The sequence below is a fragment of the Wolbachia endosymbiont of Drosophila seguyi genome, assembly GCF_028981765.1.
GTDB lineage: Bacteria > Pseudomonadota > Alphaproteobacteria > Rickettsiales > Anaplasmataceae > Wolbachia > Wolbachia pipientis.
In genome coordinates this window covers 1-23,237 of sequence record NZ_JAPQLM010000193.1, presented here as the reverse complement: position 1 = coordinate 23,237, position 23,237 = coordinate 1, and the positions used below count along the sequence as shown (strand labels likewise).

The following is a 23,237-nucleotide window of genomic DNA, read 5'->3' as shown; positions in this document are numbered from 1 at the left end:
AAGTTGATCGGCATGGCAGCATATCAAAGATGGGACCAGCGGAATGTAGAAGTATGTTATATGAAGCTGCACAAACAATGCTTACAGTTACCAAGAGGACATTTAAATTAAAAAACTGGGGTTGCGAAGAAAAAAGGAATGAAAAAAGCAATTGTAGCAGTAGCAAGAAAATTAGCTGTAATTATGCATAGGATGTTGGTTGATAAAACAGAATTTTATTATCAATAAACATCAAAAGAGCATAGGACAATAATTTTATTGAAAATAAAGATAGCAATGCCGATGGAAGGGACAAGCAAGAACTTAGTTAGACTTCGTGGTAAACATGTTGCCGTCCACTTCCGCCTAACAAGTATAATGCGGCTTGACAAATTTATTGTCATCTCAGACCGCGGAGAGAACCATATGCTACTTTTAACTTATGTAAAATTACCAAGGATTATGGAGAAGATATGCTGTTTTGATTTGTGTGAAAATTATTGTTGACTTATGTGCAATTAGAGAACCTAAGTCACTTTAGCTATATATAAAAGGTTTAAGTGGTTGTATTGATGTATCTTTGTATTAAAAAACACCCAATAAGCAGAGTTGTAAGTGGAATAAACCACAAAATGTAAGTGCTAGGTGGTACGATTATAATTGAATTGCCGTAAGAATTTTTTAACTCTGAGATTATCTCTTCATCAGTGTATCCATCATTGATTTTTTTACGAATTGCTTCTCGCATATCATACGCGATCTGAGATCCAGATTCAGACAATGATTCGCCAGAACATATTGGACACCTTATTATTTCAAATAAACTGGTTGCTCGTTTTTCCATGCCTTTATCTCTGAGTTTATTATCCAGAGTAAAAGCGTTTACGCCTGAGTGGAATATCAATATGAAAAGTAAGCTAATTACTATTCTCATTCTTGGTTAATTGGATTATTTTACTGAGTTGGTTCATAAAATCAGTGATGGATAACTTTCCAATAAAGCTTGACCCTACATCATCATCGTACTTTATTGAAAATTGAATGCCATTATCAGTTGTTTTTTCTGATAAGGAAGGTACTAATTTTTCGAACGCATCTGAAGTTTTTGAGTCACCAATCATAAACGAGATTAATTCTTTATAATTTGATATAGCCACGTTGATTTTGTCTTTAAATGAATATGTAACTAAGTTGTAATTGTTTACCCCACCATCTGCAGCAAAAGAAAAATTATTACTTTGAATCAAAAATTTCTCTATATTGAAATTAATTCTGGAAGCCGAGATGTCGTTTACAAATTCATAATCAAATTTAATGTCGATACTAAGGTAACTTTCAGGACTTGCAGTATTTTTATACCGATAAGTATACAAATCAAATCCTAGCTTAGCATTTCCACTCAGTTCTTTATCGAGGTGAAATTGAATGTAATTGCTTTTATCATTCACTTCAGTTATAATACTTTGCTGATTTTCTAAAACATCACATTTTAATCCATAATCTTCGTAACGAAGTGTATCTATATAGTCTATCACGGTACTATTTTTGTTGAATCGCAATGAAGATGGTAAATCGTTTAGCCTAACAACAAAGTGGCTGCTATCGTTTGTGTGGCATTTTATATTCTTTTTCTCATCACCATGAACAGCAATATTGACTTCATTGCTTGGTATGTAGATATATACTGATTTATCAAACAATCTATTTTTTATCAATAAAGCATCAGATGAGATGGTTAATTGCTCATTGGAAAATTTTGGGTTTGTCACACGAAAAATTAGGTTAGAAGGAAATCCACTAAAATCATGTGAAATATCAAATTTTTCGTCGTTAATGTATAGTATTGTTTCAGCTAAAAGATTTTTTACCTTACATGCAGAAAAATACCAAAAACCACTATACGCTACAGAAATAAACAAAAGTAAAGAGATGATAATATAGATAAAAATCTTACGCATAGCTAATCACTCCCCTGTTTATCCAATGATATATTTCTTGTACCCCTTGGTATGGTTACACACAAGCCGTCGATATCTTTTGTGATTTTTATTTGGCACCCAAGTCTTGATGTCTCTGTTAAGCCGAAAGCTAGGTCTAACATATCATTTTCCTCATCAGATATAGGGTTATGTATTTCTACAGCATTATAAAACTTTGGATCAACAATTACATGGCATGTAGAGCAAGCAAGAGAACCTTCACATGCACCTTCAAGCAGATCTGGATCACTTCTGTGGGCTAAATTGAGCAGAGTTTCTCCCTCTGCAGCTTCATAGCTTTTCTTACTCCCATCAGGTAAAATAAAAGTAACAGATGGCATATTATTCCTATTAAAATCCTTACTAATTTCTCTATATCCTACAGGTAATAACTAATATTTGCAAACTCTTTACAATTCCAGTGCCTATTTTTTGTTATCCAAGTAGCCGACACTGGTTTCCAGAAAAAAGGGTGTTATGCAAGTAGCTGACACTGGTTTCCATCCAAGACGGCAGTGCCCTCTTCTTGTCATCCTAGTGCCTTCTTCTTGTCATCCCAGTGCCCAGACACTGGGATCCAGGAATTTTATTAAGTTAGTAAGCATAAAAGTATAGCTAACGCGAGCTCTACGTCATACCGCCGCGGTATCTCTAGATCCCGCTAACACGTAGCGGGATGACGAACTGCTATACCGCCACGAACCGTCATACCGCGATTCATTCGCGGTATCTCAGCCGCTAACAAGTAGCGGGATGACGGTTGTTGTTTAGCTACAAACGTTAAGAAATTTACTAAGCGAAAAAAAAGGCAAAAGAAGCCCCGTGGTTATTATCTGCTTTAAAATATTGGCGTTTTTTATGTTTTAAACGCTTGACAAGCGAAATTCAGTTGCTTTTAATTGCAACTAACCTACGCTGCAAATGTTTAGGAAATTTACCAAGCAGAAAAAAAGACAAAGAATCCCCGAGTTGGCTAGTCTTTTACTATCTCTGTCGAGTATTGGCATTTTTTGATGTCTTGTAACGCTTTATAAGCGCGTTCAGCTTATCTAGATAAAAATCTAGATGTAGATGAAGTTTTGTAAAGACATACAGTATCTATATACTGCAAAAAATTGAANATAAGACGCCGATACATTAAGTAATCCTTACCTTTTAATCTGCAGATTGGCGAAAGCAAATACAATAGCTTCAGTTTCATGATAAGGGCGCTGGCGGAGTTTGTCAAGTAAGTTTTTTGTTTCTATTGAATGACAGTTGTAACCTACGAAAGAAGTCTGTTGTAATTTGTACGATATCTTTATAAAATGGTTCGCATAAGTTATCTAGCAGTGCAACTAAACAAATACAAAAATCAAAACGTCGCGGTTTTTGGTCTTGGTAAAACTGGTTTATCCGCCATTAACGCTCTAACAAAGAGTGGTGCAAGAATATATGCATGGGATGATCATGAAGAGCAAATAGCAAATGCAAAAATGATGTATAAAAAATGTAATTTTATTCATCCCAAGGAATACAATTGGCATGAGATCAGTGCATTGGTTTTAAGCCCTGGAGTGCCAACAGAGCCACATTGGATAGTAAAACTTGCAAGGAGATTTGATTGCAAAATAAAATCAGACATTGAGCTATTTCTTGAAGCTAAAACTACGCACCAGAAGGTAATAGGCGTCACAGGAACAAATGGTAAATCAACCACTACATCACTAATAGGGCACATATTAAAATCTGCAGGGAAAAAAGTAGCTATTGGTGGAAATTTAGGCGTTCCTGTTTTGGATCTAGAAAGAGATGCAGAAATTTATGTAATCGAACTCTCCTCTTTTCAATTGGAGTTGATGAATGAAATTAACGTGGACATTTCAGCACTGCTCAATATTACACCAGATCACATAGATAGACATGGAAGTATGGAGAACTACATAGCAACTAAATTAAAACTGATAAACGGTAGTGAGGTTGCCGTAATAGGATGTGACAATGAGATTACTGCTGATATATTCAACAAATTCACTGGAGACAAAATTCCAATCTCAGTAACATATTCCCCGATGTCATTCCAGCGCGTGACGCTGGAATCCAGAAAAGAAAAACCATTGCCAACTACTCAGATGACAGAGGGTGGTGCAAGAGATCTAATATCATTGGCAGGTAACAATTTGCTTGATTATAGTGAACAGATTACTGGTATAGATCGAAATTATCTGGATCCCAGTGTCAGCTACTTGGATGACAAAAGGGGCACTGGGATCCAGAAGATCTCGTTAAAACTAGAGAATCATAGCTTATCAGTAAGCGACGTGAAAATAAACCTAATATCCAACGCAGAAAACATAGCAGCCACATATGCCGTATGTAAGGTACTTGGAGTAGATAGCAACACTATTATCAATGGAATCAAGTCCTTTTCAGGACTGAGGCATAGGAATGAACTGCTTGGCAAAATAAGAAATGTGTTTTTCGTGAACGATAGCAAAGCAACTAATGCAAAATCGAGCGAAAAGGCGATCTTATCTTATGAAAACATAAATTGGATCGCTGGTGGAAGAAGCAAAAAAGGTGGAATAGAATCATTAAGCAAGCATTTTACAAGGGTTAGAAAAGCTTTTCTTATTGGAGAATCAACCGAAGCTTTTGCAAATGTTATGGAGAATAAAGTAGATTATGTTAAATGTTGCAATCTAGAAGATGCATTCAGATTGGCTTTTGAAGAGGCCTTAAATAGCGCAGAAGAAGTAACAATATTACTTTCTCCCGCGTGTGCTTCTTTTGATCAATGGAAAAATTTCGAGGAACGTGGTGAAGCATTTTGTAGAATGTTTGAAAATCTCAGGTACAATCACACATGCTGTTTAGTATGATGTTGCGTGGAACAAAAGTTAATAATAGATAAGCTAATTAGGGTTATTCCATTTGAAGGGATAAGCGATGAAACCCTATTAAAGGTGTGCACTGACCTTAATCTAGCTAATAGCTTTTGCAAATTTCAGAATGGAATATATAGCGCTTTGGAGCACATAGCAGAGGACTTAAATAGCTCAATGGAAGCTGAATTAAGAAATTCTAATTTAGAAGATATGAAAGTGCGAGAGCGAGTAAAGTTAGCTATTCAAATACACCTTTCAAACTATGCTAAGCTACCGAATTATAGAGAACTTTTCAAAAATGTTTTATCATTCTCCGTATCACCAAAAAATACATATTTTTCTAGTAAACTTTTATACAGAACTATTAGTGCGATTTGGTATGGCATTCATGACCAATCAACAGATTTTAACTACTATACAAAAAGAGCAATATTAGCTGGAGTGTACTTAAGTACGATACTTTTTTTTATCAATGATTATTCAGAAGATTTTGTGGATACTTTATCGTTTCTTGATAACCGTATCAACAATGTCATGACATTTCAAAAATTCAAAACTCGCTTAAAAGGAATCATAGGAAATTTCTTATAAGCTATTGATTGTTGGTAGAAAAGTACTTGAGCACGATCCTGAAAAGGTTTGTGAAAATAAAAATATTCATGCTGATCATAAAGAACATTTAGTTTATTGTGAGGATAATAATGGTACAACAAAATACACCAGTTACGAAGAAAAAGAAAATAAATTTATTGAAGAAGCACATGAATATTTAATAGACTCTGAATTTAATAAAAATTTTGATCTAGGGCAGTACAGAATAAGTAATTTCTCCGGAAACTTGACGAAAATAGAACTGGAACTCATCAATGAAAAGTATATGCAAGTTTAAGTTGATAGAGAAAGAAAAATTATTCTTGCTATACCGTAAATACGTTCCAAGATTACACTAAAGTCTTTATTGCACTCAAAACCTTCGTTTTTCCTAATCTCTAGAATTATCAATGCATCATCACTTAACCAGCCTGAGTTAGCTAGTCCATTCAACGTTGATTCAACTAGATTGCTATTGTAAGGTGGGTCTATAAAAACTATGTCGCATTTTGAAATAGGTTTTGGTAAGCAGTTAGCACTGCAGCAAATTAGCGTAACATTGTCCGTAATTCCAAAATCTTCTGCTGTTTTTTTAGGCAGTTGCAAATTGTAATAATCTGAATCCACCATGAATGCATGTTTAGCGCCGCGAGAAAGCGCTTCAAATGAAAAAGAGCCACTTCCGCAGAACAAATCAAGTACATTCAAGTTATAAATAGGTTTTCTTGAGGAAAGTATACTAAATATTGCTTCTCGAACAATACTCATAGTTGGTCGTGCAGCTAAATGCTTACCTGTAGTTATTTTTCTTCCGCGATATTTGCCTGCAATGATGCGCAGCATATTAAATAAGCTCCAAAATAATTAATTATTTATACTATATGATTAATGTCAATATGGCTTTAGCAGTTTAATAGAGAGAAGCTATCGAGTCGTTTGTAAGAAAAACACAAACACAAGACTCATCAGTTATCTTTTTCTGATTTGCCTGCTGCATTAATTGCTTGACCAATCTCATCTTGTAAATCATCATGATCATTTTTTTCATCATGATTTAGCCCTTCAATTCTGCTTTCTAACTCTAACTTAATTATAGTATTGATTTTATCTATATTATCAAGAAAGCCTCTACATTCTTCTTCACTATACTCTTCACCAGATGCTTTTTTTTCAATAAATAGGTTTTTAAATCCTGCTAGATCAGAATTCTGATCGGTATTTAGTACAACATTTCTCTCTATGAAGCTAAGATCTCACAGCAGTAAGCTAACCTCTAACAGATCTTCACTTTTCACGCTTTTAAGGTCTTCAAGACTTTCTAAAATACTAAACACCTTAATCCTTTCTTGTACAATCTCTTTGTCTTCCTTATCAAATTCAGACAATAAACTATGATTATCTACAAATTTCTCACTCAAAGCTTTATTCAATTTAGCAAAATTGACATCCTTGTCAAGTGATGTGTTATCCCGCAACAAGTCTACCCTTGCCCTACGCGCATTTAAAATGTCGTCGTAGTCATTTAACTTTATGTTGCCATCTTTGTCTTGCTGCAATTTATAATAATCAAGGCCTTTGAAATTTTTATTAGTCTTCATCTTCAATCCTCTTCTCATCTCCTTTTGCATCTGGTTTCCTCATTGGTTCCGGTAATTTCCTTTTACTGTCTTCTCGATTTCTTTTTTCCTCTCTTTCAGCACGTTTTTTTATAGCTTCCTGGGTATTCATTTCAAAAAGTGCCTTAACGTACTCTTCTGGATTTTTTGGTTCTTTAAATAAAGGCTTAAGATTATAAACTTCGTCTTTTCGATCTCTTTCTTCTTTTCTTCTAGCTCTTTCAGCACGTTTTTCTACAGCTTCTGGAGTGTTCATTTCAAAAAGTGGTGAGAGGTTGTAAACTTTATCTTGATTTCTTCTGCCTTCTCTTTCAGCACGTTTTTCCATACCTTCAAAAGCAGATCCAAAATCATCAATTTCATCTGAACCTTTTGGTTCCGTGCCTAAATTTCGTGTCACTTCATTTGATTGATCAGGCTTATCTTCTTCTGTTGGCTGATCATGCTGTAGTTGATTAGGCTTGTCTTCTTGTTCTGTGCTTAGTTCTCGTACTACCTTATCTGGCTGACCTCCCCCTCGTAGTCGAAGAGGGTCGCCTTCTTCTAGTGGCTGATCATGGTTATCTCTTACTAGTTCCGTGCCTAACTCTCGTTCTACCTTATTTGATTGATCAGGATTGTCTTTTTCTGGTTCTCTCTTACGGCCGATAGTGTAATCATGAAGCTTCTCTAAGAAATCTCGCCTATATTCTTTTGCTCTATAGAGTAGGTTATGATCATAGCCATGCTTTCCTATAGAGTCAAGACCATGCTCCCAAGTAAACTTCATAGCATCTTCTATTGTATAGCCCAAATGTGATCCTACGTATCCTTTATAATAATCTAAATATTTACCGATCCTTCTGTGTGTAATATCTTCCTTATCAACTCCAAATGCCCTGTAAATTTTTTCCTCGAGCTTATCAACATCATTTTCAGGCGATGTTGCAAACTTCGTTGCTTCAATAGTAGCACCTACAAATTTACGTGGCACATCAATAGCGTATTTCAGCACTCCTCCAACTCTTGGTACTCTCCCCAGCAGATTAGCTGCACCTCCGGCTAATCTATCCGGTAAATGAGTAGCCCAACTGCCTAAAGACTCAAGTCCTCTACCAGCAAAATTTTGCCACTGCTGTTTGAATCCTTCCATTATGCCAGTCAAAGGCGATGCCTGATACATACTAGATATATTGTAAACGCTGAATCCACCACCAGCGATACTTGAGCCCATTTGTTGTACGAACGTGCGTAAGGAGAACATTAAAAATGAAAGCAAGAATAGTATAAAGATTTCCCCTGCATTGATTAAATAACCTCTCTGTATGTCTTGCACCCTTTGGTAATCGCTATTTTCTTGATAATTTTTGCAATCCTCACAATCTTTACATTTCTGACAGTATTCACTGTTGGGATCCTTATATAAATCATGAAGTTTCAGTATTCTACAACCTTGTTTTTCTACCGCACTCCGCACTAAAGATCTTATTTCATTAATTATTTCCCTATAACTATTGCATTTATTTATATCTTGACAGTAGCGTTTTATTATTTCACTAACATCACCTATCCTTTTCTCTATATTGTTGATCAGTAATATAATGTCAGCCCTCTCTGATGCATGAGATAAACTATTTGTTAAGCGCACTAGATCTTTTTCACTACAGCCATTACTAACTACCATATCACTTTCTGCAATATAGTGGTCTGCTGGATTATCTTTAGTTCCAGGAATTGGATTAAAGAAAGGATAATCTATATAACGAAACCCTTTTATATGTTCACCATTTTTATCTTTAGGGTAATCTGGTGGAAGCGGGATATATCCAGCACCACCAGTAAATTTTATTGTACCACCTTCTCTGCTTATCTTTTCTATACCTTCTATACTTTTATCTATGTTAAGAGAAGAAGCTTCTCCAAGAGTGTAAGGTACAAAAATTTGCCCTGGGGTCCAACCAAAGTACTGCTTATCAACGATACAAAAACCGCCAAACACCCATTTTGGAGCACATAACTTTACCTCGAACCATTTATTGTAGCATACAGTAAAACCTAGTTGTCTATAAAAGGTGTTCATTATCATTGAAGCCAACAATGACAAGAGAGTAAATATCATAATCGATTGTAAACAAAAACTGATGCAGAATTTTATCCAACCTTCAAATAGACTTTTCAGCGGTGAAAATAAAATAGAAATTAGAAACAGTGGCATGATAGCTATAAGAAAAGCTATACCCATAAAGCCAGAGAGAAATATTATGTAAGCATACAAGCACAACAAGAAGTATAGTACAATCCCTATGAAAATTGCCGGTATCATAAGAAGGCTTGCCCACATTTGGTAATGTAAAAACGCTGCAAACTTTTTCCAAACAGAATAAGCAAAAAATTTATTGAACATGTCCTCCATGAAGCTAAACAACTTAGCTTCATCTCCTTGAGCAATACTTCCGGTGTTCATGTTGCGAGCAAAGTTAGTAATTACACTTATCAATTGTTCAAGACCTTTAACGAATAAAACAAGAAAATGATCATAGAAAAATCTAAAACTTCCAGGAGATATAAGCACTATTACTAGAGTGATTTTCATCATTCTGATGAGCATATCATGCTTAGTTTCTCGTATCATGCCAAAAAGATAAAGAAGCGATGAAATCATTACAAATAGAACAAGCAAGGAAAGAACAAAATTGTGAAAGCTCGTACTTTTTTCAGCTATATTTTCGAACATAGCTTGTGCAACTGCAGGATCATTGCTATTAAAATGTTCTTTGCAATTTTCGTTAATCAATAATACACATTTTAGATAGTGATAAATGTAATCAAAAAACCCAAAACTACTTAGCTGCTGCACTCCACTTAAGAACTCAAAAGAGTAGCCACCTACATTATCTAAGTAATATCTATCTAATATTTTTACATATATTTTCCATCCCTTTTTTAACTTCAACTCATTACAATTTCTGTCCTTTAATTTAGTGTTATCTCTGTCTAAAGTAAAAAATCCATTGTCGCCCTCTGCTGTGGAGTTATAACCTAGATGTACAGTAGGATATTGAGGATCGCGCATTAACTTTAGATTTTCGTTAGGATCATCTTTCCCCGTTTGAAACAAAAGATAAGCACCATGACCGTTGGTAAACCAACATGGAGCACCACGTGATACTGTATTTGCACTATCATCTTCATTAATGCACTTGCAATTTACAGTGCAACTTGCATTAGGCTTACTTGAAAATTTTTGTATGCTAGGTTTATAATCATTACAAACTAAGTGAAAATTAGGTAAACTATTATCACTTTGTTTACCTTCAAATTTAGTTGCATATTTTAACTGCTCCAAGCTTTGTAAGGTATAACTGCCTTTTTTAGATTCCTTCTTGTTATTATTACTCCAAGATGTCCATGCACCATTAACTCGCACTTTTAAACTATCTCCATTGGTTTCGAGTCCGGTATCCTCCCACTTCACCACTTGGTTATGGTGAAAACCATAATTAATTTCGCCAGTTTCAGGATCAATAACTTCTCCATCTCCTGGAATAAACGCATCGTGGTCGCTTGAAAAATGAGCGCTTACTGCAATAGGTTTAGGACCAAAATAGTCAGCAGATATACACCTTGGAAAAGGCATATCGTTTTTACTACAACCTGTGATCAGCACATAAGCTGCAAGAAGTAATACCCTAAACCAACATTTGCCTAAACGTGATTGCATATCTAAACTTTTTCCAAATACAGAATAAATTTCTAAAACTTTACTTAAAATATCTTTTTAATTAGTTACTCCATAATATCATTTATATCTTACTCCTCTCCATTTTCTTCCTTGTTTTTAGCTTTAGCACTAGGATCACTTCTTATTGTTTCATCAGAATTTTTTTGCTGATCTGATTGTTTTAATGTTTTAGGTCTATCACTCGTTGTTTTATCAGAACTTCCTTTAGAATCTTCTTTTTTGTCTGGTTGCTTTGGCGTGTTAGGTAATTTAGCCTCAATTTTTCCCCGATCTTTACTCATTTTCTGCTTGATACTCTGTATCATACTTTGGGTCTTATCATCAAGGCCAACGGTTGACAGCATAGCTTGCGATGCGCTCTTAGCAACTGTACCAACACCGCCAGTAACTCCATAACCAGAGCTAAATAGTGTTTGTACCATAGTTTCCGATATAGAAACAAAAGCTTCCATTGCACCGGCAATAATGAGGTATATAAACGCCTGGATTAGGTCTATAGGTAATGCTGCAAAGTGTCCACCAGCCCTTTCTCCGGTACTGAGTGCAACATCAACGCTAGTGCCAGGACTGTATCCAAGAGGCAGTATTGATTTCATCAAGCACAGATCATACGATAAGAAATTTACGCTAATTAAACATTGATAGCATGCAGAAAAATTTGTGAGGTTATATAAAACTGAATACATCAACTGATTTAAAAGAGATAAAAATGAAAATAAAATGACTGGTTCTAATGAAACATGAGCCAACGTTTTTATCCAATTATCAAACAAGGGTTTAGTCTTTTGAAATAGAATAAATACGATAAATAAAGGTGTTAATGACAGTAAAAACGCCACTAGAACAGTAGATATTACATATTTAAACGTAGCGCTAATAATGCATTTTAAGAACATCAAAGTAGCGTAGAGTATTGCCAAAAATGCAATAAAGCCAAAAGGACCAGAGAGCATCAATGATAAAAACTTTAACCAAGTTTCTGCTGTGAATAATACTCCTGCTGTCAAGTCTAAGAATGCAAATTTTCTCCCCCCTTCCCCTATATAGCCAGAAAAGCTATCAACCAAATAAGTGCTACCATCTATAAAAAGTCTGGATAAAGTTGTACCAAAAAGTTCCCAGCTTCTATCGCTAAAGGCAAAAGCTATAAATGCTATCTTGAACATTCTTACAATGAAATCAAATTTACTTAGCTGTATTGTTCCAAGCATATAGCCAATGACAGTAAATATAACGTATAGAGTAAGTAAAGCTCTTACCCCCTGAAGAAGACCTCTTGCATATCCTTTGTATGAATCTTTAACGCTGTCCCCAATTACTTCTTCTTTTATAAATTTAAATACCCCGTTTACATTCGATGAAATAAAATCATTAATTTTTCTTTTGACAAATAAAGTTACACTATACTTATTGTTTTCGTAATATTTGCCATTTTTGTCCGTAATGTCATCTTTCTCTACGTTGCTTACATTGATGCCGAAATATATCTTCTTAGGTTTGCATTCATCTGTTATAGGTTTTTTGTCTTTGCATTCATCTGTTAAAAGACCTCCATCTATTATATAATATACCTTATCCTTTGTTTTATCTAAGTGCTCTACTTTTTTGAAATCATTAGTCTTTGGAGCAGATGGATCCCCTGGCGGGTTATCACCCAAATACACATACAGTTTTTCACCATTGATATATTCACACGATCTAGTCACTTTAACATGGTACCCGCCCCTATTAGCTCCATAGTAACCATAATCTGCTATAGCAAGCATCACACTACTACCATATTTTACATTGTCATTTACTGCATAGTCACTATTTAATTTCAGAGAAAAATCCTCGAAATTGTCACTAATTTGCGAACACACATTATCCTTTCTTGCACCTACTTCATTATCTGGAAGACATTGCATACCTTTATCAGTATCTTGATCACCAAGATCACCAATTTTTGCAACAAGAGCCTCAGCCCAAGATTTATCATCTTCAGTAAAACTACCTGCTTTAACATTCCCTTCCATTTTTTCTAGATAAGAATACATATCACATTTATTTCCTTTATCGTACTTCTTATACCTTATAGAGGAGACACAGTTCCGTTCTCCTGCTCGACCTGAATCATAGCTCCATATACCTTTTCTAGTATAGCATATATTCTGATAGTAACAATTCAGCTCATAAGAACTGTACTTTTTTTTCTCATCCAAACTACAGTTTTTTCCATCACATAACTCATTCAATCCTATTTTAGCTCGGCGTAAATCGAACAGCGAGCCATGTATCCATGGTTCGTTGTTTTTAACATAACCTTTATTAAAATGTACCTTATTATCATATGGAGTGTACCCATTGCCAACTAGCACTTTGCTTTCCTTTGCTTTTGTTTTATCAAGAGGTAAAAATTTTATTTTATTTCTCTTTCCATCCTTGCCCTCACAAAAAAATTCCTCTCCCTCTTGCTTGCTAACATTCAATATTTCACTTTCTGACACTTTTTCACCTCCTTCTTCAGCTCTATAACAATTGTCATCAAAGCTGATACCTTTCCCTCCTGGATTGTCATAATCAATTGTTATTTTTCTGGGAACTAAGCTAAAGCTTAACTTATCACCAGGATTTACTTTAATTCCAGTGTCTACATAACGTCTATTGCTGCCAAATCCTTTACCACCGCACAATTCGTTTTTATTTACGCCTTTTTCATCAACGCCATAATTATTAGGCACATCGTTAATATTTGCAGCTTTACTATAATTTGGTTCTGAGCCATCAGCACAAAAGCTAGCTGGCACAAGTACTTTCCTTGGATTTTTGTCTTCTTTAAAAGGGCAAAAATTTACTGATCCATCGAGGGTGAATTTGATTTCCTCACCCTTACTAATTACTTGACCAGAATCAACCCAATGAATTTTAACTTCTTCACCAGCTTTATGCACTGGAACATCCACGTTAACACTAGTGTTTCTGCTCTGCAACCCAGGTTCGACACAATCCATGTTACAACCAGTGATTGCAAGACACAGTATCAACAATAGTGATCTTTTACTTATCATTGCTGTCTTCCTGGTGGTGGTATCTGAGGCGTTGACCTTTGAGTCCCTTGTGGTATTTGAGGTCTTGACGTACCTGACTGTTGAGAAGCACCTCCTCTTTCTCTTCTTTGAACGCTTTGTTCATCTAACCCTACTGTTCCCATTAAGCTTTGTTGATACTGTCTTCCAGGTTCGCTTGCTACATAAGCACCAAACAACGAGTCAGATATTGTCGAAGAAGCTTCAACTAAAGCTTTCATAGCGTGTCCCAAAATAACAAAAGCCATCATAGCGGTAATATTAGGTGTATATTTGGAAGCATAACCATAAAAAATACAAGGGTTAAAAATCTTTAAGTTAATATTAAGTATACATGTAGAGCAGACCTCAAAATCAAATACTGAATACACAATATAATCCATAACCTGGCTTATCAGTGATATAAAAATTAAAAGCACTACTGGATGAATCGCAAATCTTGCTAAATTTTTAACCCAGTTGTGAAACATCTGCCTAGTATACGCAAATAAAAGACAAATAATAAAAATAGGTGCTAAAGAAAGCAATAACGCAACTATTGCTATAGATGTAATAAAAGAAAATAAGGCATTAAAAATAGATAAGCTCACTGTGATTAAACCCCAAATCACCAAGCAAAAAGATACAATGCCCAAAGGGCCAGAAAATATAAGAGATACTATTAACAATACTGAATGCGATGACAAGAACCTATTGAGCGGCAAATCAAGAAACTCAAAAACATTTGAAGTAGTGCCTCTAAAATTTGCTATTTCTATTAGTTGTTTTGGAGTGTTAATAAATATAGAGAATGCGTTGTTATAAAAAAAGTCCCAGCTATTATCCTGCAATAGCTGGGCGATGATTCCTATCTTTACGCATATAATTAAAAACTCATATATAGAAATATGAGTTAATCCAAAAAAGTAATAAAGAGTATATAAGATTATATATAGTACTAATAGTGATATTATAGTAGATCTAATGGTATTTGTTCTGCTTGATTTTATAAAACTTTCGTAAAGAGACTTTACAGGACTAGTATCAGGGTGAATTGCGTTAGGGTCTTTATAATTAGAGCCGAAAAATGCAGTTTTCACTTTTTCATCAAAGAAATTATATATTGCACTAAAAGTTTTTGTAGGTGGCTCTTTAGTTGTTAGGTTAATACTAAATTGACCTTCATTTTTGTAATCGCAGCCATGGTCTCTTATTCCGTAATATATGGTGCCTGTTTTGTCTTTTAATTTTCCTTTCAAGTTTTCCATGTCATGAACTTTGCTGATATCTACAGATATATCCGCTTGATTTTCACCAGGCTTATGCTCAGGGAATTTATCGGAAACACTTATATACAAGCTATTTTCCAGACTATGGTTCTTCGTTACTCTTATGTTGAACCCGCCTTTGTCATTTGTATTGTAGCAGCTCTTGTCATTTCTGCTACATAGACTAAAAGTTAAACTTGGTATTTGATGGTCATTCTCCATCTTATGATCACAACTAGTACATAAACCACCACCTGGAATGTGTTCAAGAGTTTCATTATCCATACCAACTTTTAGAAATGTAATGTCAGTTTTTACCTGTTTTCCCTTTAATACGTTACTAATAATTTCAGCAACAACAGATTCACCACTAGAATTTAAAGCATTGAATAGCTCAATTTCTATATTATTATATTCAATATACACGCAATCCTCGCCTCTACGACCAGAAGAAAATTTACATATACGTCTACAGAGTGAATTTAAAATGTGCGTATCTATCTTACTTGCACTGCTCTCTGAAAGCTTACTGCAATCTATATTCTCTCCTTGTTTTATAGAGTTAATAATATTTTCAATTTCCTTTTTTCTTTCATCTTGATCTAACTTCGAAAACCAGTACTCTCTTCCTCTCAACCATTGCGCATCGCCTATTATATATTTATTAGGACATATCCCATCCTTGCCACCTTGGCATTTCTCTTGATTTAAAACATGTGCAAAATGTTCCGTTTCTTGCTCGCTACACTTTTCGTCGATTTTCAAATACCTGATTTTTGTCTCACTCTCTTTATCTTTACACACTTTACTTCCAATCACACTAAAGCTTATCGTATCGCCTTTTTTAAGTGCAAATGGTAATGCAACGTCATTTCTCCCAGGCCCAATTGCAAAATCTGCATACTGCTTAGGACAAGAATTAACCTTACTAGGCACTATATCAATCTCTGTTACTCTTATTCTATCTGAGATATTAACACCAGAATCAACCCATTGCTGCTCTGTTGACACTATATCTAGTTTTTCACGCAAACCTGATAAATTTTCTGGCTTAATACAGTGATGTTCCCCGCAGCCTGACAGAAAAAAAAACGGTATTATCAGCAAAAATTTTAGCATAAATCCAACTCATTCAGTGCTTTTGTTAACACTCTCGGAGCTACTAGAACCAGAACCTCGAGATTTACTCTTGTCTCCACCACTCAACTTCTTAGCAGCAGCACCAGCAACTCCAGCAACACCCCCAGCAGCAGCTTTGGCAGCAGATAAAGCTTTGCCCACTATTTGTCCAGGTGTCTGACCTGAGCCAAGTGCTGCTCTATGGTTACCAGCAAGTTCAGCAGCCATGCCAGGAAGAATGTTTAAAAAGTGGTAAAAGAGGAATAATACTAAACACAATTTTAATAATTCTCCGATGAGAGAGCTGCCAAACTCCATGTATGTAAAGTCGAATAGACCAAGTATGCTGCTCTTTTTAAAGCTATAATTTTGCATCATACATGCAAGAGTAGTTTCATTTTTATCACATTCCCCATCTTTCAATTTAAACCACTGTTTTTTCTTACTATATGAGATTTCTGCTTGTTTCTTTTCATATGACTTGTCCGGTTGTTCATTTTTATATGACTCGTCCAGTTCAAAATTTAAATTTTTAAAATAGATTTTATCACATGCTATGAACATAAAGGACAAAAACGCAAAAAGGATAACCGGGTATAAGCTATAGGTAATCAACTCTTTCACCCAGCCTTCAAAATATCCTTTGGTGTGTTGGAATAAAACCATAGGAATGAACAAAGGTGATAAAATGATGATTACACTTAAAGCAACTAGAGATAAAATAAATACATAGCACAGCCACAAAATAACCATCATCATCAGAACGGCCATAAATATACAGACAAGAGCTACTAAAATTTGTCCACCAGCAAAAATAATACCGATTACCGAACCTGCAACTAATAAGACAGGAGCAGCACCAAGCAAGACTGCTAACGTTGCAACACCTCCAGTACCAATTTTGCCACCAATTCCATCTAAAGGGGCACCTAAATAAAATAAAATTCTACAATCAAGCCTATCCCAAGGTGCAAGATAACTGTAAGATACCCTCTTTCCTGCACGAGTATATTCATAATCTGTACCTGCTTTATAATTACATATGCCTTTACTTTCAGATGATGCTTTTAGCACTATCTCTGACAAACCATTTGAGAGACGAGTTAATTCTCCATAATAATGAGACATGGTACTGCCTGTTGTGAAGTAAATCACTAAAGCGAATTTTATGATCAACATATACATTTCTTGAGGCCTCTGAACTCCACCAGACATGGCTTTTATAGAGAACAGTATTAAAGCTAAAACTAAAACAGCAGTTACAGTGTTTTTCAGCCTTTTCTGTGCTACAGATATAAAACTCTCACCATTTGGTGCACCTTTACCTGCAACTAAATTATCTAACGATTCCTTAATGCATTGCACTATCATAGAAGTTACGGGAATAGGAGCTAATGATTTACTCCCTGCCTGGTTATAACAAGCTTCAGAAACATACGAGCTAAAACAGCCAGCATTATCATAACCTACAAAAATTTTCCCCCCTTGTCCGTTGAGTCTTTTTTCTTTAGATCTGATAATAGTTTTATAGTCATCATTATTACCAATAGGAACTTTTTCCTCTCCTGTACCATCTTTATTTTTGAATATCATCACAGATTTTTCACACATAGGAGCAAGTGGGTCAGGTGGCAATTCCGTGCACCCCATATCAACCCCTTGCGGCCAAGGAGTCATTTCGATACCAAGCATGCTAACACTGGCTAACTCCACACATAATCTGCCCGTTTTTCTCACTGCTTTGAATGTAGCTCCATATATGGGTTCGCTCTGTCCTGCTTTGAGAACTCTACATTCCAGACCACCATCAACCTTCGAGGACCATGACCCATCTACGTATCCAGTGTCTTTCTCCCTGACATCAAAGTCTATGTATCCAGGTTTTCCTCTGGAATTAAAGTCTACCTTATTAAAAAGATTACCAAAAGTTAAAGGGTTTCGATGACATACTTCTATATATTCACTGTATTGCACACCATTTTTTGGCCAGTAATAACTCTCTGTACTCTCCTGAACGTTAGAATTTAAGGCTTCTTTTTCTGCTCTTTTCCCGTCATAATCTTTTTTGTTCACGTCTTCCCGAGCTTTATTTTGCAAACAAGAAAAATATTCCTCTTCTGTTTGGTAATTTTCATTGGTGCAGCCACTATAACCTGTGTCTTCTAATTTAAAATTTTTGTATTTTCCATCATGATCACGTGCAACTGGGTGTTTAACAAAACTATGTTCACAAACAACAAGCCCTCCTATCGCTTTCCAGACTCCAACAATTGCAGCTATCATTCCAACAATAACAAGAGCGGTAAACAAACCAGCAGAAGAAACGATCAAAACAATGCCAGTAAATATTGCGCCAACAGCAATCGCTATTCCAGCAAGTGCTGCAGCTGTTTTAAACGCTCCACAATCAGGATTAGAGGCACGACTAAAACTGCCAGTGGAATTAAATCTGCTAACAAATTCTGTCTTGTCAGTACCACTTACTCCATCTGCAAGCACTGGATATGAGAGTAAAAAGTCTATATTTAGTAAAAATATCGCAATTAATAGCAATGACAGCTTAGTCTTAAACATTTTTTACCTTCTGATAAAATATAGGCAACCATACTTTTGGGTTGTCCCCAACTTCATTTAATATATCGTGTAACAATAGAACACTTTCTGCACGTCCGGATAATACGTTGATTATATCATCCAGGCCTTTTAAGTCTATTCTAGCTACTACAGCATTGACTCCTTGTTTCACCAAAAAGAATCTAGTACTCGGATCTGTGTGCTTAATTAATATATATTCACGTTCAGTTAACATAAAAACATCCCGATAGACACTAGTAGCTTTCAGATTTGGTAAAAAAATCTGTGTCGCTGTTTGTTGTACAAGCGTATCGCTAATAGTACTTTTACTTGCATCCTCAACACTCTGAGTAGCAAAAATCACAAAAGCATTTAGTTTTCTCAGTACCTTCAACCAGTCTTTTATCTTGGGTGCAAAAACCGGATTATCTATTAACGCCCATGCCTCATCAAGAACGATAATAGATGGAGTGCCATCAAGAGATATACTAATCCTATGAAATAAATAAATCAAGACCGGTCCAAGAGCAACAGGATCTTTGAGCAAGCTAGCCATCTCAAAACCAAATACTCTTGCTCGTGAAAAATCTAGCAAATCTTCTTTATTGTCAAATATTGCAGCATGAGAACCATTATCATGCCACATAGATATTGCCCCAGCTAGAGTATCAGGACCTGCAAGCCCTAAAAACGGTACGAGGTTTCTCAAGAATCTGTCTTCTTTTCTTAATTTAAAATTTCCTTCAATTGCATCATTAATTCGTGCAATATCTTCTGAAGTAAATTTATCATTATATACCGAAATTAAAGACTTTATCCACTCCATTAAAAATGTTCTATTATCAGAGGTATCATCAAGTTGTAAAGGATTAAAATTTGTTTTAGTTCTTGGTTCTATTACAGTATAGATACCACTAAGTGCTCTTAAGAAAATCTCTGCACCGCGATCTTTATCAAAAAAGAATATCCTTGGAGAAAACTTCATCGCTTGGGCACACAGGAAATTCATTAAAACAGTTTTACCAGCACCAGTTGGGCCAATTATCATAGTGTGTCCAACATCCCTTATATGAAAGTTGAAAAAAAATGGAGTACCAGATGTCGTGTCAAAAACTGTAACGGCATCTCCCCAGTGGTTATTGAATTTATTACCAGTAGGATAATTATGTTGAGATGCAAATCCAGCCAAATTAAGACTACTTATTGTAGCTTTTCTCACTATATAATCGAAATTACCAGGAATTTGCGCCCAAAATGCTGGTTCAAGGTTAACTCTCTCACGTATAGGGTAAACACCGCAATTAGAAAGCTCTGATTCTACCAACGACAGAGCGTTATCCAATGATTTAGGACTTTTTTCTATACATAAAATAGTCAGGTGATGTTGACCAAACGCAATCTTACCACTCATTGCGTCATCAAGCGCTTGAGAAATTTCTGCTATTTGAGAAATAGCTTTATCTGCAGACTGTATCATTCGATTTTGCTGTATCTGCATTTTTCCAATCGCCATTTGCCTGTTTATAAATTGAAAAGATTGCGTAATTATAAACTCGTAAGGAAGTTGTAAAAACGAATCAAGCATTCCTGCAGAAGTATGATTTCCATATTCTTTGATACTAATTATTCCAGCATATTTACTCTCATTATGAGTCACAACCTGTATCATCTTACGGCCAAAGAATAACCTATGTACTGGTAAGTACCTTGATATTTCAGTTCTTAGCGGAAAAAGCGTATTTGTAACGAATCCACAATTTACGATTCTAGATAGAAACTCCGTTATTTCGCAGAACAAACCATCTGGAGTTTCTTTTACTCCAAGAATTTTAGGCGAATAATTTCTAAGGCTTGTCACTACACGATTTGTCGTTTCCTCTAAATCTTCATACGTGGCACGTATATCACTTTCCCAAGCATGTTTTGAAGTTACATGTCCGAATTTTTTTAGTAGATGTGACAAAAATTCTACTCCTTTTGTGTCCGCTCTACGGATAATCGTAATGTATAGGTCATTAATAAATGATTGCCTTGTTGCGTGTTTTTCTCTCCATTTTAGATTTACGTGATTAGCGAAAAAATTCGGCAAACCTTGACTTGCAAATTCATCAGAAAAAATATTTTTCTTACGTCTGATAGTATGAAAATACAAACTAAATGCCGGAGATGAAATGCTTCTTAGCATCTGATTCCTGATGTTGTTCTGTATGACTAAATCCTCGTCATCGGCAGTTTCAAATGCAAAACCACTTAATTTTATAACCTTAACCAACCAATTTTCTTTTGTCATCAAGGTTGTGCTATTCCAATAGCAAGAATAAGGAATAAATTCAGCAGCGTGAACTTCCCTGTTCAGAGTAGATTTATTCTTTGATTGAATAGCCCTAAACCTCAGCATCACACAACGTTAAGCAATATCATAAGAATTGGCTCCATGGTAAAAACGATTTAAACATTTCGAGCACTTTCCCAATTTTACCATAAATAATTCAATAAACAACGGTTCTTTTGCAGAAGCTATATAACCAAGTCCATGTATACCTGGTAACATTAAGAGAATCACTCTTAAATCATTTGAATTAATGAAAATTAGCATGCAAATCAGGACGTTTAATATTGCAAACATATAACTCACACCAAAGAGCATTGCAGGTCTTGTAAGACCTTTAAATAATTGATCTGTTTGTATACTACCTGTGGACATATCTTTAACCTTCTAATAATAGCTCTAACACTAATACTATATCATTATATTAAAAATCCATTGAAACTAGTAGCACTTTAAGTTAAGATACATTATTTAATCCCGATAATGACAAATTGGCCATTTCAAGAAGCAGAAAAAATATTGCAAGAGTTTCCTAATAAAAAAGAAATAATATTTGAAACTGGTTATGGACCCTCTGGTTTACCCCACATAGGAACCTTTGGAGAGGTTTTCCGCACTACAGTTATTGTAAATGCATTTAAAAAAATAGCTCCTGGTATAAAAACCAAAATCATTGCAGTTTCAGATGATATGGATGGTTTGCGAAAAATACCAGATAATGTGCCAAATCAAGAGATGCTAAGAGAGCACTTAAATAAACCATTGACTATGATACCTGATCCATTTGGCACTCATCAGAGTTATGGTCATCATATGAATTCATTGTTGTGTAAATTTCTTGATATGTTTGAATTTGAATACGAGTTCAGGAGTGCAACAGAGTGTTATAAATCTGGCGTTTACGATGAAAAACTTTTACTCTTACTGAAAAATTATGATAAAGTGATGGACGTAATGCTTCCATCATTTCGGGAAGAAAGACAGCAGACTTATAGTCCATTCTTGCCAATATGCCCAAAAACTTCTCAAGTTTTACAAGTTCCAGTAATTGAAACAAATACAGAGAAAGGAACAATCACATATGAAGACCCAAACGGGGAAAAAATAGAAGTTCCAGTGACAAAAGGAAAATGTAAACTGCAATGGAAACCTGATTGGGGAATGAGGTGGGCCGCATTTGGAGTAAATTACGAAGCTCACGGAAAAGATTTAACTCCATCTGCTGTGCTTTCAAGTCAAATATGTGAAATACTTGGAGAAAAGCCACCACTTCTGTTTTGCTACGAGCTTTTCCTTGATAAAGAAGGAAAGAAAATATCAAAATCAAAAGGAAATGGCATTTCAATTGAAGAGTGGCTAACTTACGCACCAACAGAGAGCTTAGCATTGTACATTTTTCAGAGTCCTAAAAAAGCTAAACGTTTATATTTTGATGTGATACCAAAATCAACTGATGAATATTTAGAATTTGTAAAGCGTTATCATGAGAACAAAGAAAAGGATATAAATAATCCTGCTTGGCACATTCACCAGGGCAATGTTCCCAGTATAGAAACTTCAGGCATAAATTTCTCACTACTTTTAAACCTAGCAGCAGCTTGTAATGCTGAAAACAAAGAGATCCTATGGGGTTTTATATCCTCTTATGCACCAAACGTTACACCAGAAAATAATAAAATGCTTGATAGACTTTCAGACTTTGCAGTAAAGTATTATCACGATTTTATCGAGCCAACAAAATCATATAAAACTCCAAATGAAAAAGAAAAAGCAGCGTTACTAGATTTGAAGGACACTTTACATTCTCTATCTACAACTGCTACTGCTGAAGAAATTCAATCTCAGGTATTTTCTATTGGAAAAAAATATGATTACACCAACTTACGTGACTGGTTTCAGCTATTATATGAAACGTTACTTGGCCAAAAAACCGGTCCAAGAATGGGATCTTTCATAAAGCTTTACGGAATAGGTAATACGATTTCTCTCATAGAAAGCGCTACTAAATGTATACTTTAGAGTTTACCTCCTTTCATTTGAGCTCTTTAGTTTTAATAAGAATTCCTTGACAAACTCCGCTAGCCCCCTTATCATGAAACTGAAGCTATTGTATTTGCTTTCGCCAATCTGCAGATTAAAAGGTAAGGATT

The 23,237-nt window shown here is 35.2% G+C and carries 14 protein-coding genes and 3 pseudogenes; 6 read left to right on the top strand and 11 right to left on the bottom strand.

The genetic code is table 11. The features are described 5' to 3' along the window. A pseudogene (locus OZD62_RS05780) lies at positions 1–191 on the top strand (hypothetical protein); the annotation flags it as partial. Between the two features lie 344 nt (positions 192–535). Here the strand turns inward: OZD62_RS05780 and OZD62_RS05775 are convergent. From OZD62_RS05775 to OZD62_RS05765, 3 genes are read right to left on the bottom strand one after another with little or no spacing between them, the layout of a single operon-like run. Continuing rightward, entirely contained in the window at positions 536–913 is a 378-nt protein-coding gene (locus OZD62_RS05775) for a cytochrome c-type biogenesis protein (protein WP_275019639.1), read from the bottom strand. After that, complete coding sequence (locus tag OZD62_RS05770; RefSeq protein WP_275019638.1) at positions 897–1,937, bottom strand: hypothetical protein; 1,041 nt, start codon at positions 1,935–1,937, stop codon at positions 897–899. The genes OZD62_RS05775 and OZD62_RS05770 overlap by 17 nt, the downstream gene beginning before the upstream one ends. Before the next feature lie 2 nt (positions 1,938–1,939). Then, positions 1,940–2,299, bottom strand: coding sequence for a ferredoxin family 2Fe-2S iron-sulfur cluster binding protein (locus OZD62_RS05765; RefSeq protein WP_010082412.1), 360 nt, complete (start codon positions 2,297–2,299; stop codon positions 1,940–1,942). Between the two features lie 136 nt (positions 2,300–2,435). Here OZD62_RS05765 and OZD62_RS05760 point away from each other — a divergent pair, with 136 nt between their 5' ends. The 4 genes and pseudogenes from OZD62_RS05760 to OZD62_RS05745 form a co-directional block, all read left to right on the top strand. Next, entirely contained in the window at positions 2,436–2,573 is a 138-nt protein-coding gene (locus OZD62_RS05760) for a hypothetical protein (protein WP_010962879.1), read from the top strand. A gap of 692 nt (positions 2,574–3,265) precedes the next feature. Beyond that, complete coding sequence (locus tag OZD62_RS05755) at positions 3,266–4,819, top strand: Mur ligase family protein (protein WP_275019637.1); 1,554 nt, start codon at positions 3,266–3,268, stop codon at positions 4,817–4,819. Between the two features lie 6 nt (positions 4,820–4,825). Further along, positions 4,826–5,416 (top strand): COQ9 family protein, encoded by a 591-nt coding sequence (locus OZD62_RS05750; protein WP_275019636.1) that lies wholly within the window; start codon positions 4,826–4,828, stop codon positions 5,414–5,416. Between the two features lie 22 nt (positions 5,417–5,438). Continuing rightward, a pseudogene (locus OZD62_RS05745) lies at positions 5,439–5,714 on the top strand (hypothetical protein); the annotation flags it as partial. Here the strand turns inward: OZD62_RS05745 and rsmD are convergent. The 8 genes and pseudogenes from rsmD to OZD62_RS05705 all read right to left on the bottom strand — a co-directional run bounded on the left by rsmD (position 5,711) and on the right by OZD62_RS05705 (position 21,462). Continuing rightward, a complete protein-coding gene (gene rsmD, locus OZD62_RS05740) occupies positions 5,711–6,259 on the bottom strand; it encodes a 16S rRNA (guanine(966)-N(2))-methyltransferase RsmD (RefSeq protein ID WP_275019635.1) in 549 nt (182 codons plus the stop codon). The pseudogene OZD62_RS05745 and the gene rsmD sit on opposite strands and share 4 nt — an antisense overlap. Before the next feature lie 122 nt (positions 6,260–6,381). Continuing rightward, positions 6,382–7,014: pseudogene (locus tag OZD62_RS05735) on the bottom strand (WD_0853 family protein). Continuing rightward, the gene (locus OZD62_RS05730; RefSeq protein ID WP_275019634.1) at positions 7,004–10,732 is read right to left on the bottom strand and encodes a TrbL/VirB6 family protein; all 3,729 of its coding nucleotides are present in this window, start codon (positions 10,730–10,732) and stop codon (positions 7,004–7,006) included. Before OZD62_RS05730 ends, OZD62_RS05735 begins: the two are co-directional and overlap by 11 nt. Before the next feature lie 89 nt (positions 10,733–10,821). Next, the gene (locus OZD62_RS05725; protein ID WP_275019633.1) at positions 10,822–13,800 is read right to left on the bottom strand and encodes a TrbL/VirB6 family protein; all 2,979 of its coding nucleotides are present in this window, start codon (positions 13,798–13,800) and stop codon (positions 10,822–10,824) included. Continuing rightward, positions 13,797–16,184 carry a TrbL/VirB6 family protein gene (locus OZD62_RS05720; RefSeq protein WP_275019632.1) on the bottom strand — a complete coding sequence of 796 codons (2,388 nt, stop codon included), beginning with the start codon at positions 16,182–16,184 and terminating at the stop codon, positions 13,797–13,799. The genes OZD62_RS05725 and OZD62_RS05720 overlap by 4 nt, the downstream gene beginning before the upstream one ends. Positions 16,185–16,193: 9 nt before the next feature. Next, on the bottom strand, positions 16,194–18,758 hold the full coding sequence (locus OZD62_RS05715; RefSeq protein ID WP_275019631.1) for a TrbL/VirB6 family protein: 2,565 nt from the start codon (positions 18,756–18,758) through the stop codon (positions 16,194–16,196). Then, entirely contained in the window at positions 18,751–21,156 is a 2,406-nt protein-coding gene (locus tag OZD62_RS05710; RefSeq protein ID WP_275019630.1) for a VirB4 family type IV secretion/conjugal transfer ATPase, read from the bottom strand. The genes OZD62_RS05715 and OZD62_RS05710 overlap by 8 nt, the downstream gene beginning before the upstream one ends. 9 nt (positions 21,157–21,165) lie before the next feature. After that, positions 21,166–21,462: a type IV secretion system protein VirB3 gene (locus OZD62_RS05705; protein ID WP_007548615.1), complete on the bottom strand. Its 297-nt coding sequence runs from the start codon at positions 21,460–21,462 to the stop codon at positions 21,166–21,168. 108 nt (positions 21,463–21,570) lie between these two features. Between OZD62_RS05705 and OZD62_RS05700 the strand changes: the two genes are divergently transcribed. Then, the gene (locus OZD62_RS05700; RefSeq protein ID WP_275019629.1) at positions 21,571–23,106 is read left to right on the top strand and encodes a lysine--tRNA ligase; all 1,536 of its coding nucleotides are present in this window, start codon (positions 21,571–21,573) and stop codon (positions 23,104–23,106) included. Positions 23,107–23,237: the final 131 nt, after the last annotated feature.

Excerpts from the sequence above, each read along its gene's own strand:
- OZD62_RS05775 (WP_275019639.1), bottom strand. The coding sequence starts at position 913 with ATGAGAATAGTAATTAGCTTACTTTTCATATTGATATTCCACTCAGGC.
- OZD62_RS05770 (WP_275019638.1), bottom strand. The coding sequence starts at position 1,937 with ATGCGTAAGATTTTTATCTATATTATCATCTCTTTACTTTTGTTTATT.
- OZD62_RS05765 (WP_010082412.1), bottom strand. The coding sequence starts at position 2,299 with ATGCCATCTGTTACTTTTATTTTACCTGATGGGAGTAAGAAAAGCTAT.
- OZD62_RS05760 (WP_010962879.1), top strand. The coding sequence starts at position 2,436 with ATGCAAGTAGCTGACACTGGTTTCCATCCAAGACGGCAGTGCCCTCTT.
- OZD62_RS05755 (WP_275019637.1), top strand. The coding sequence starts at position 3,266 with ATGGTTCGCATAAGTTATCTAGCAGTGCAACTAAACAAATACAAAAAT.
- rsmD (WP_275019635.1), bottom strand. The coding sequence starts at position 6,259 with ATGCTGCGCATCATTGCAGGCAAATATCGCGGAAGAAAAATAACTACA.
- OZD62_RS05730 (WP_275019634.1), bottom strand. The coding sequence starts at position 10,732 with ATGCAATCACGTTTAGGCAAATGTTGGTTTAGGGTATTACTTCTTGCA.
- OZD62_RS05725 (WP_275019633.1), bottom strand. The coding sequence starts at position 13,800 with ATGATAAGTAAAAGATCACTATTGTTGATACTGTGTCTTGCAATCACT.
- OZD62_RS05720 (WP_275019632.1), bottom strand. The coding sequence starts at position 16,184 with ATGCTAAAATTTTTGCTGATAATACCGTTTTTTTTTCTGTCAGGCTGC.
- OZD62_RS05715 (WP_275019631.1), bottom strand. The coding sequence starts at position 18,758 with ATGTTTAAGACTAAGCTGTCATTGCTATTAATTGCGATATTTTTACTA.
- OZD62_RS05710 (WP_275019630.1), bottom strand. The coding sequence starts at position 21,156 with ATGCTGAGGTTTAGGGCTATTCAATCAAAGAATAAATCTACTCTGAAC.
- OZD62_RS05705 (WP_007548615.1), bottom strand. The coding sequence starts at position 21,462 with ATGTCCACAGGTAGTATACAAACAGATCAATTATTTAAAGGTCTTACA.
- OZD62_RS05700 (WP_275019629.1), top strand. The coding sequence starts at position 21,571 with ATGACAAATTGGCCATTTCAAGAAGCAGAAAAAATATTGCAAGAGTTT.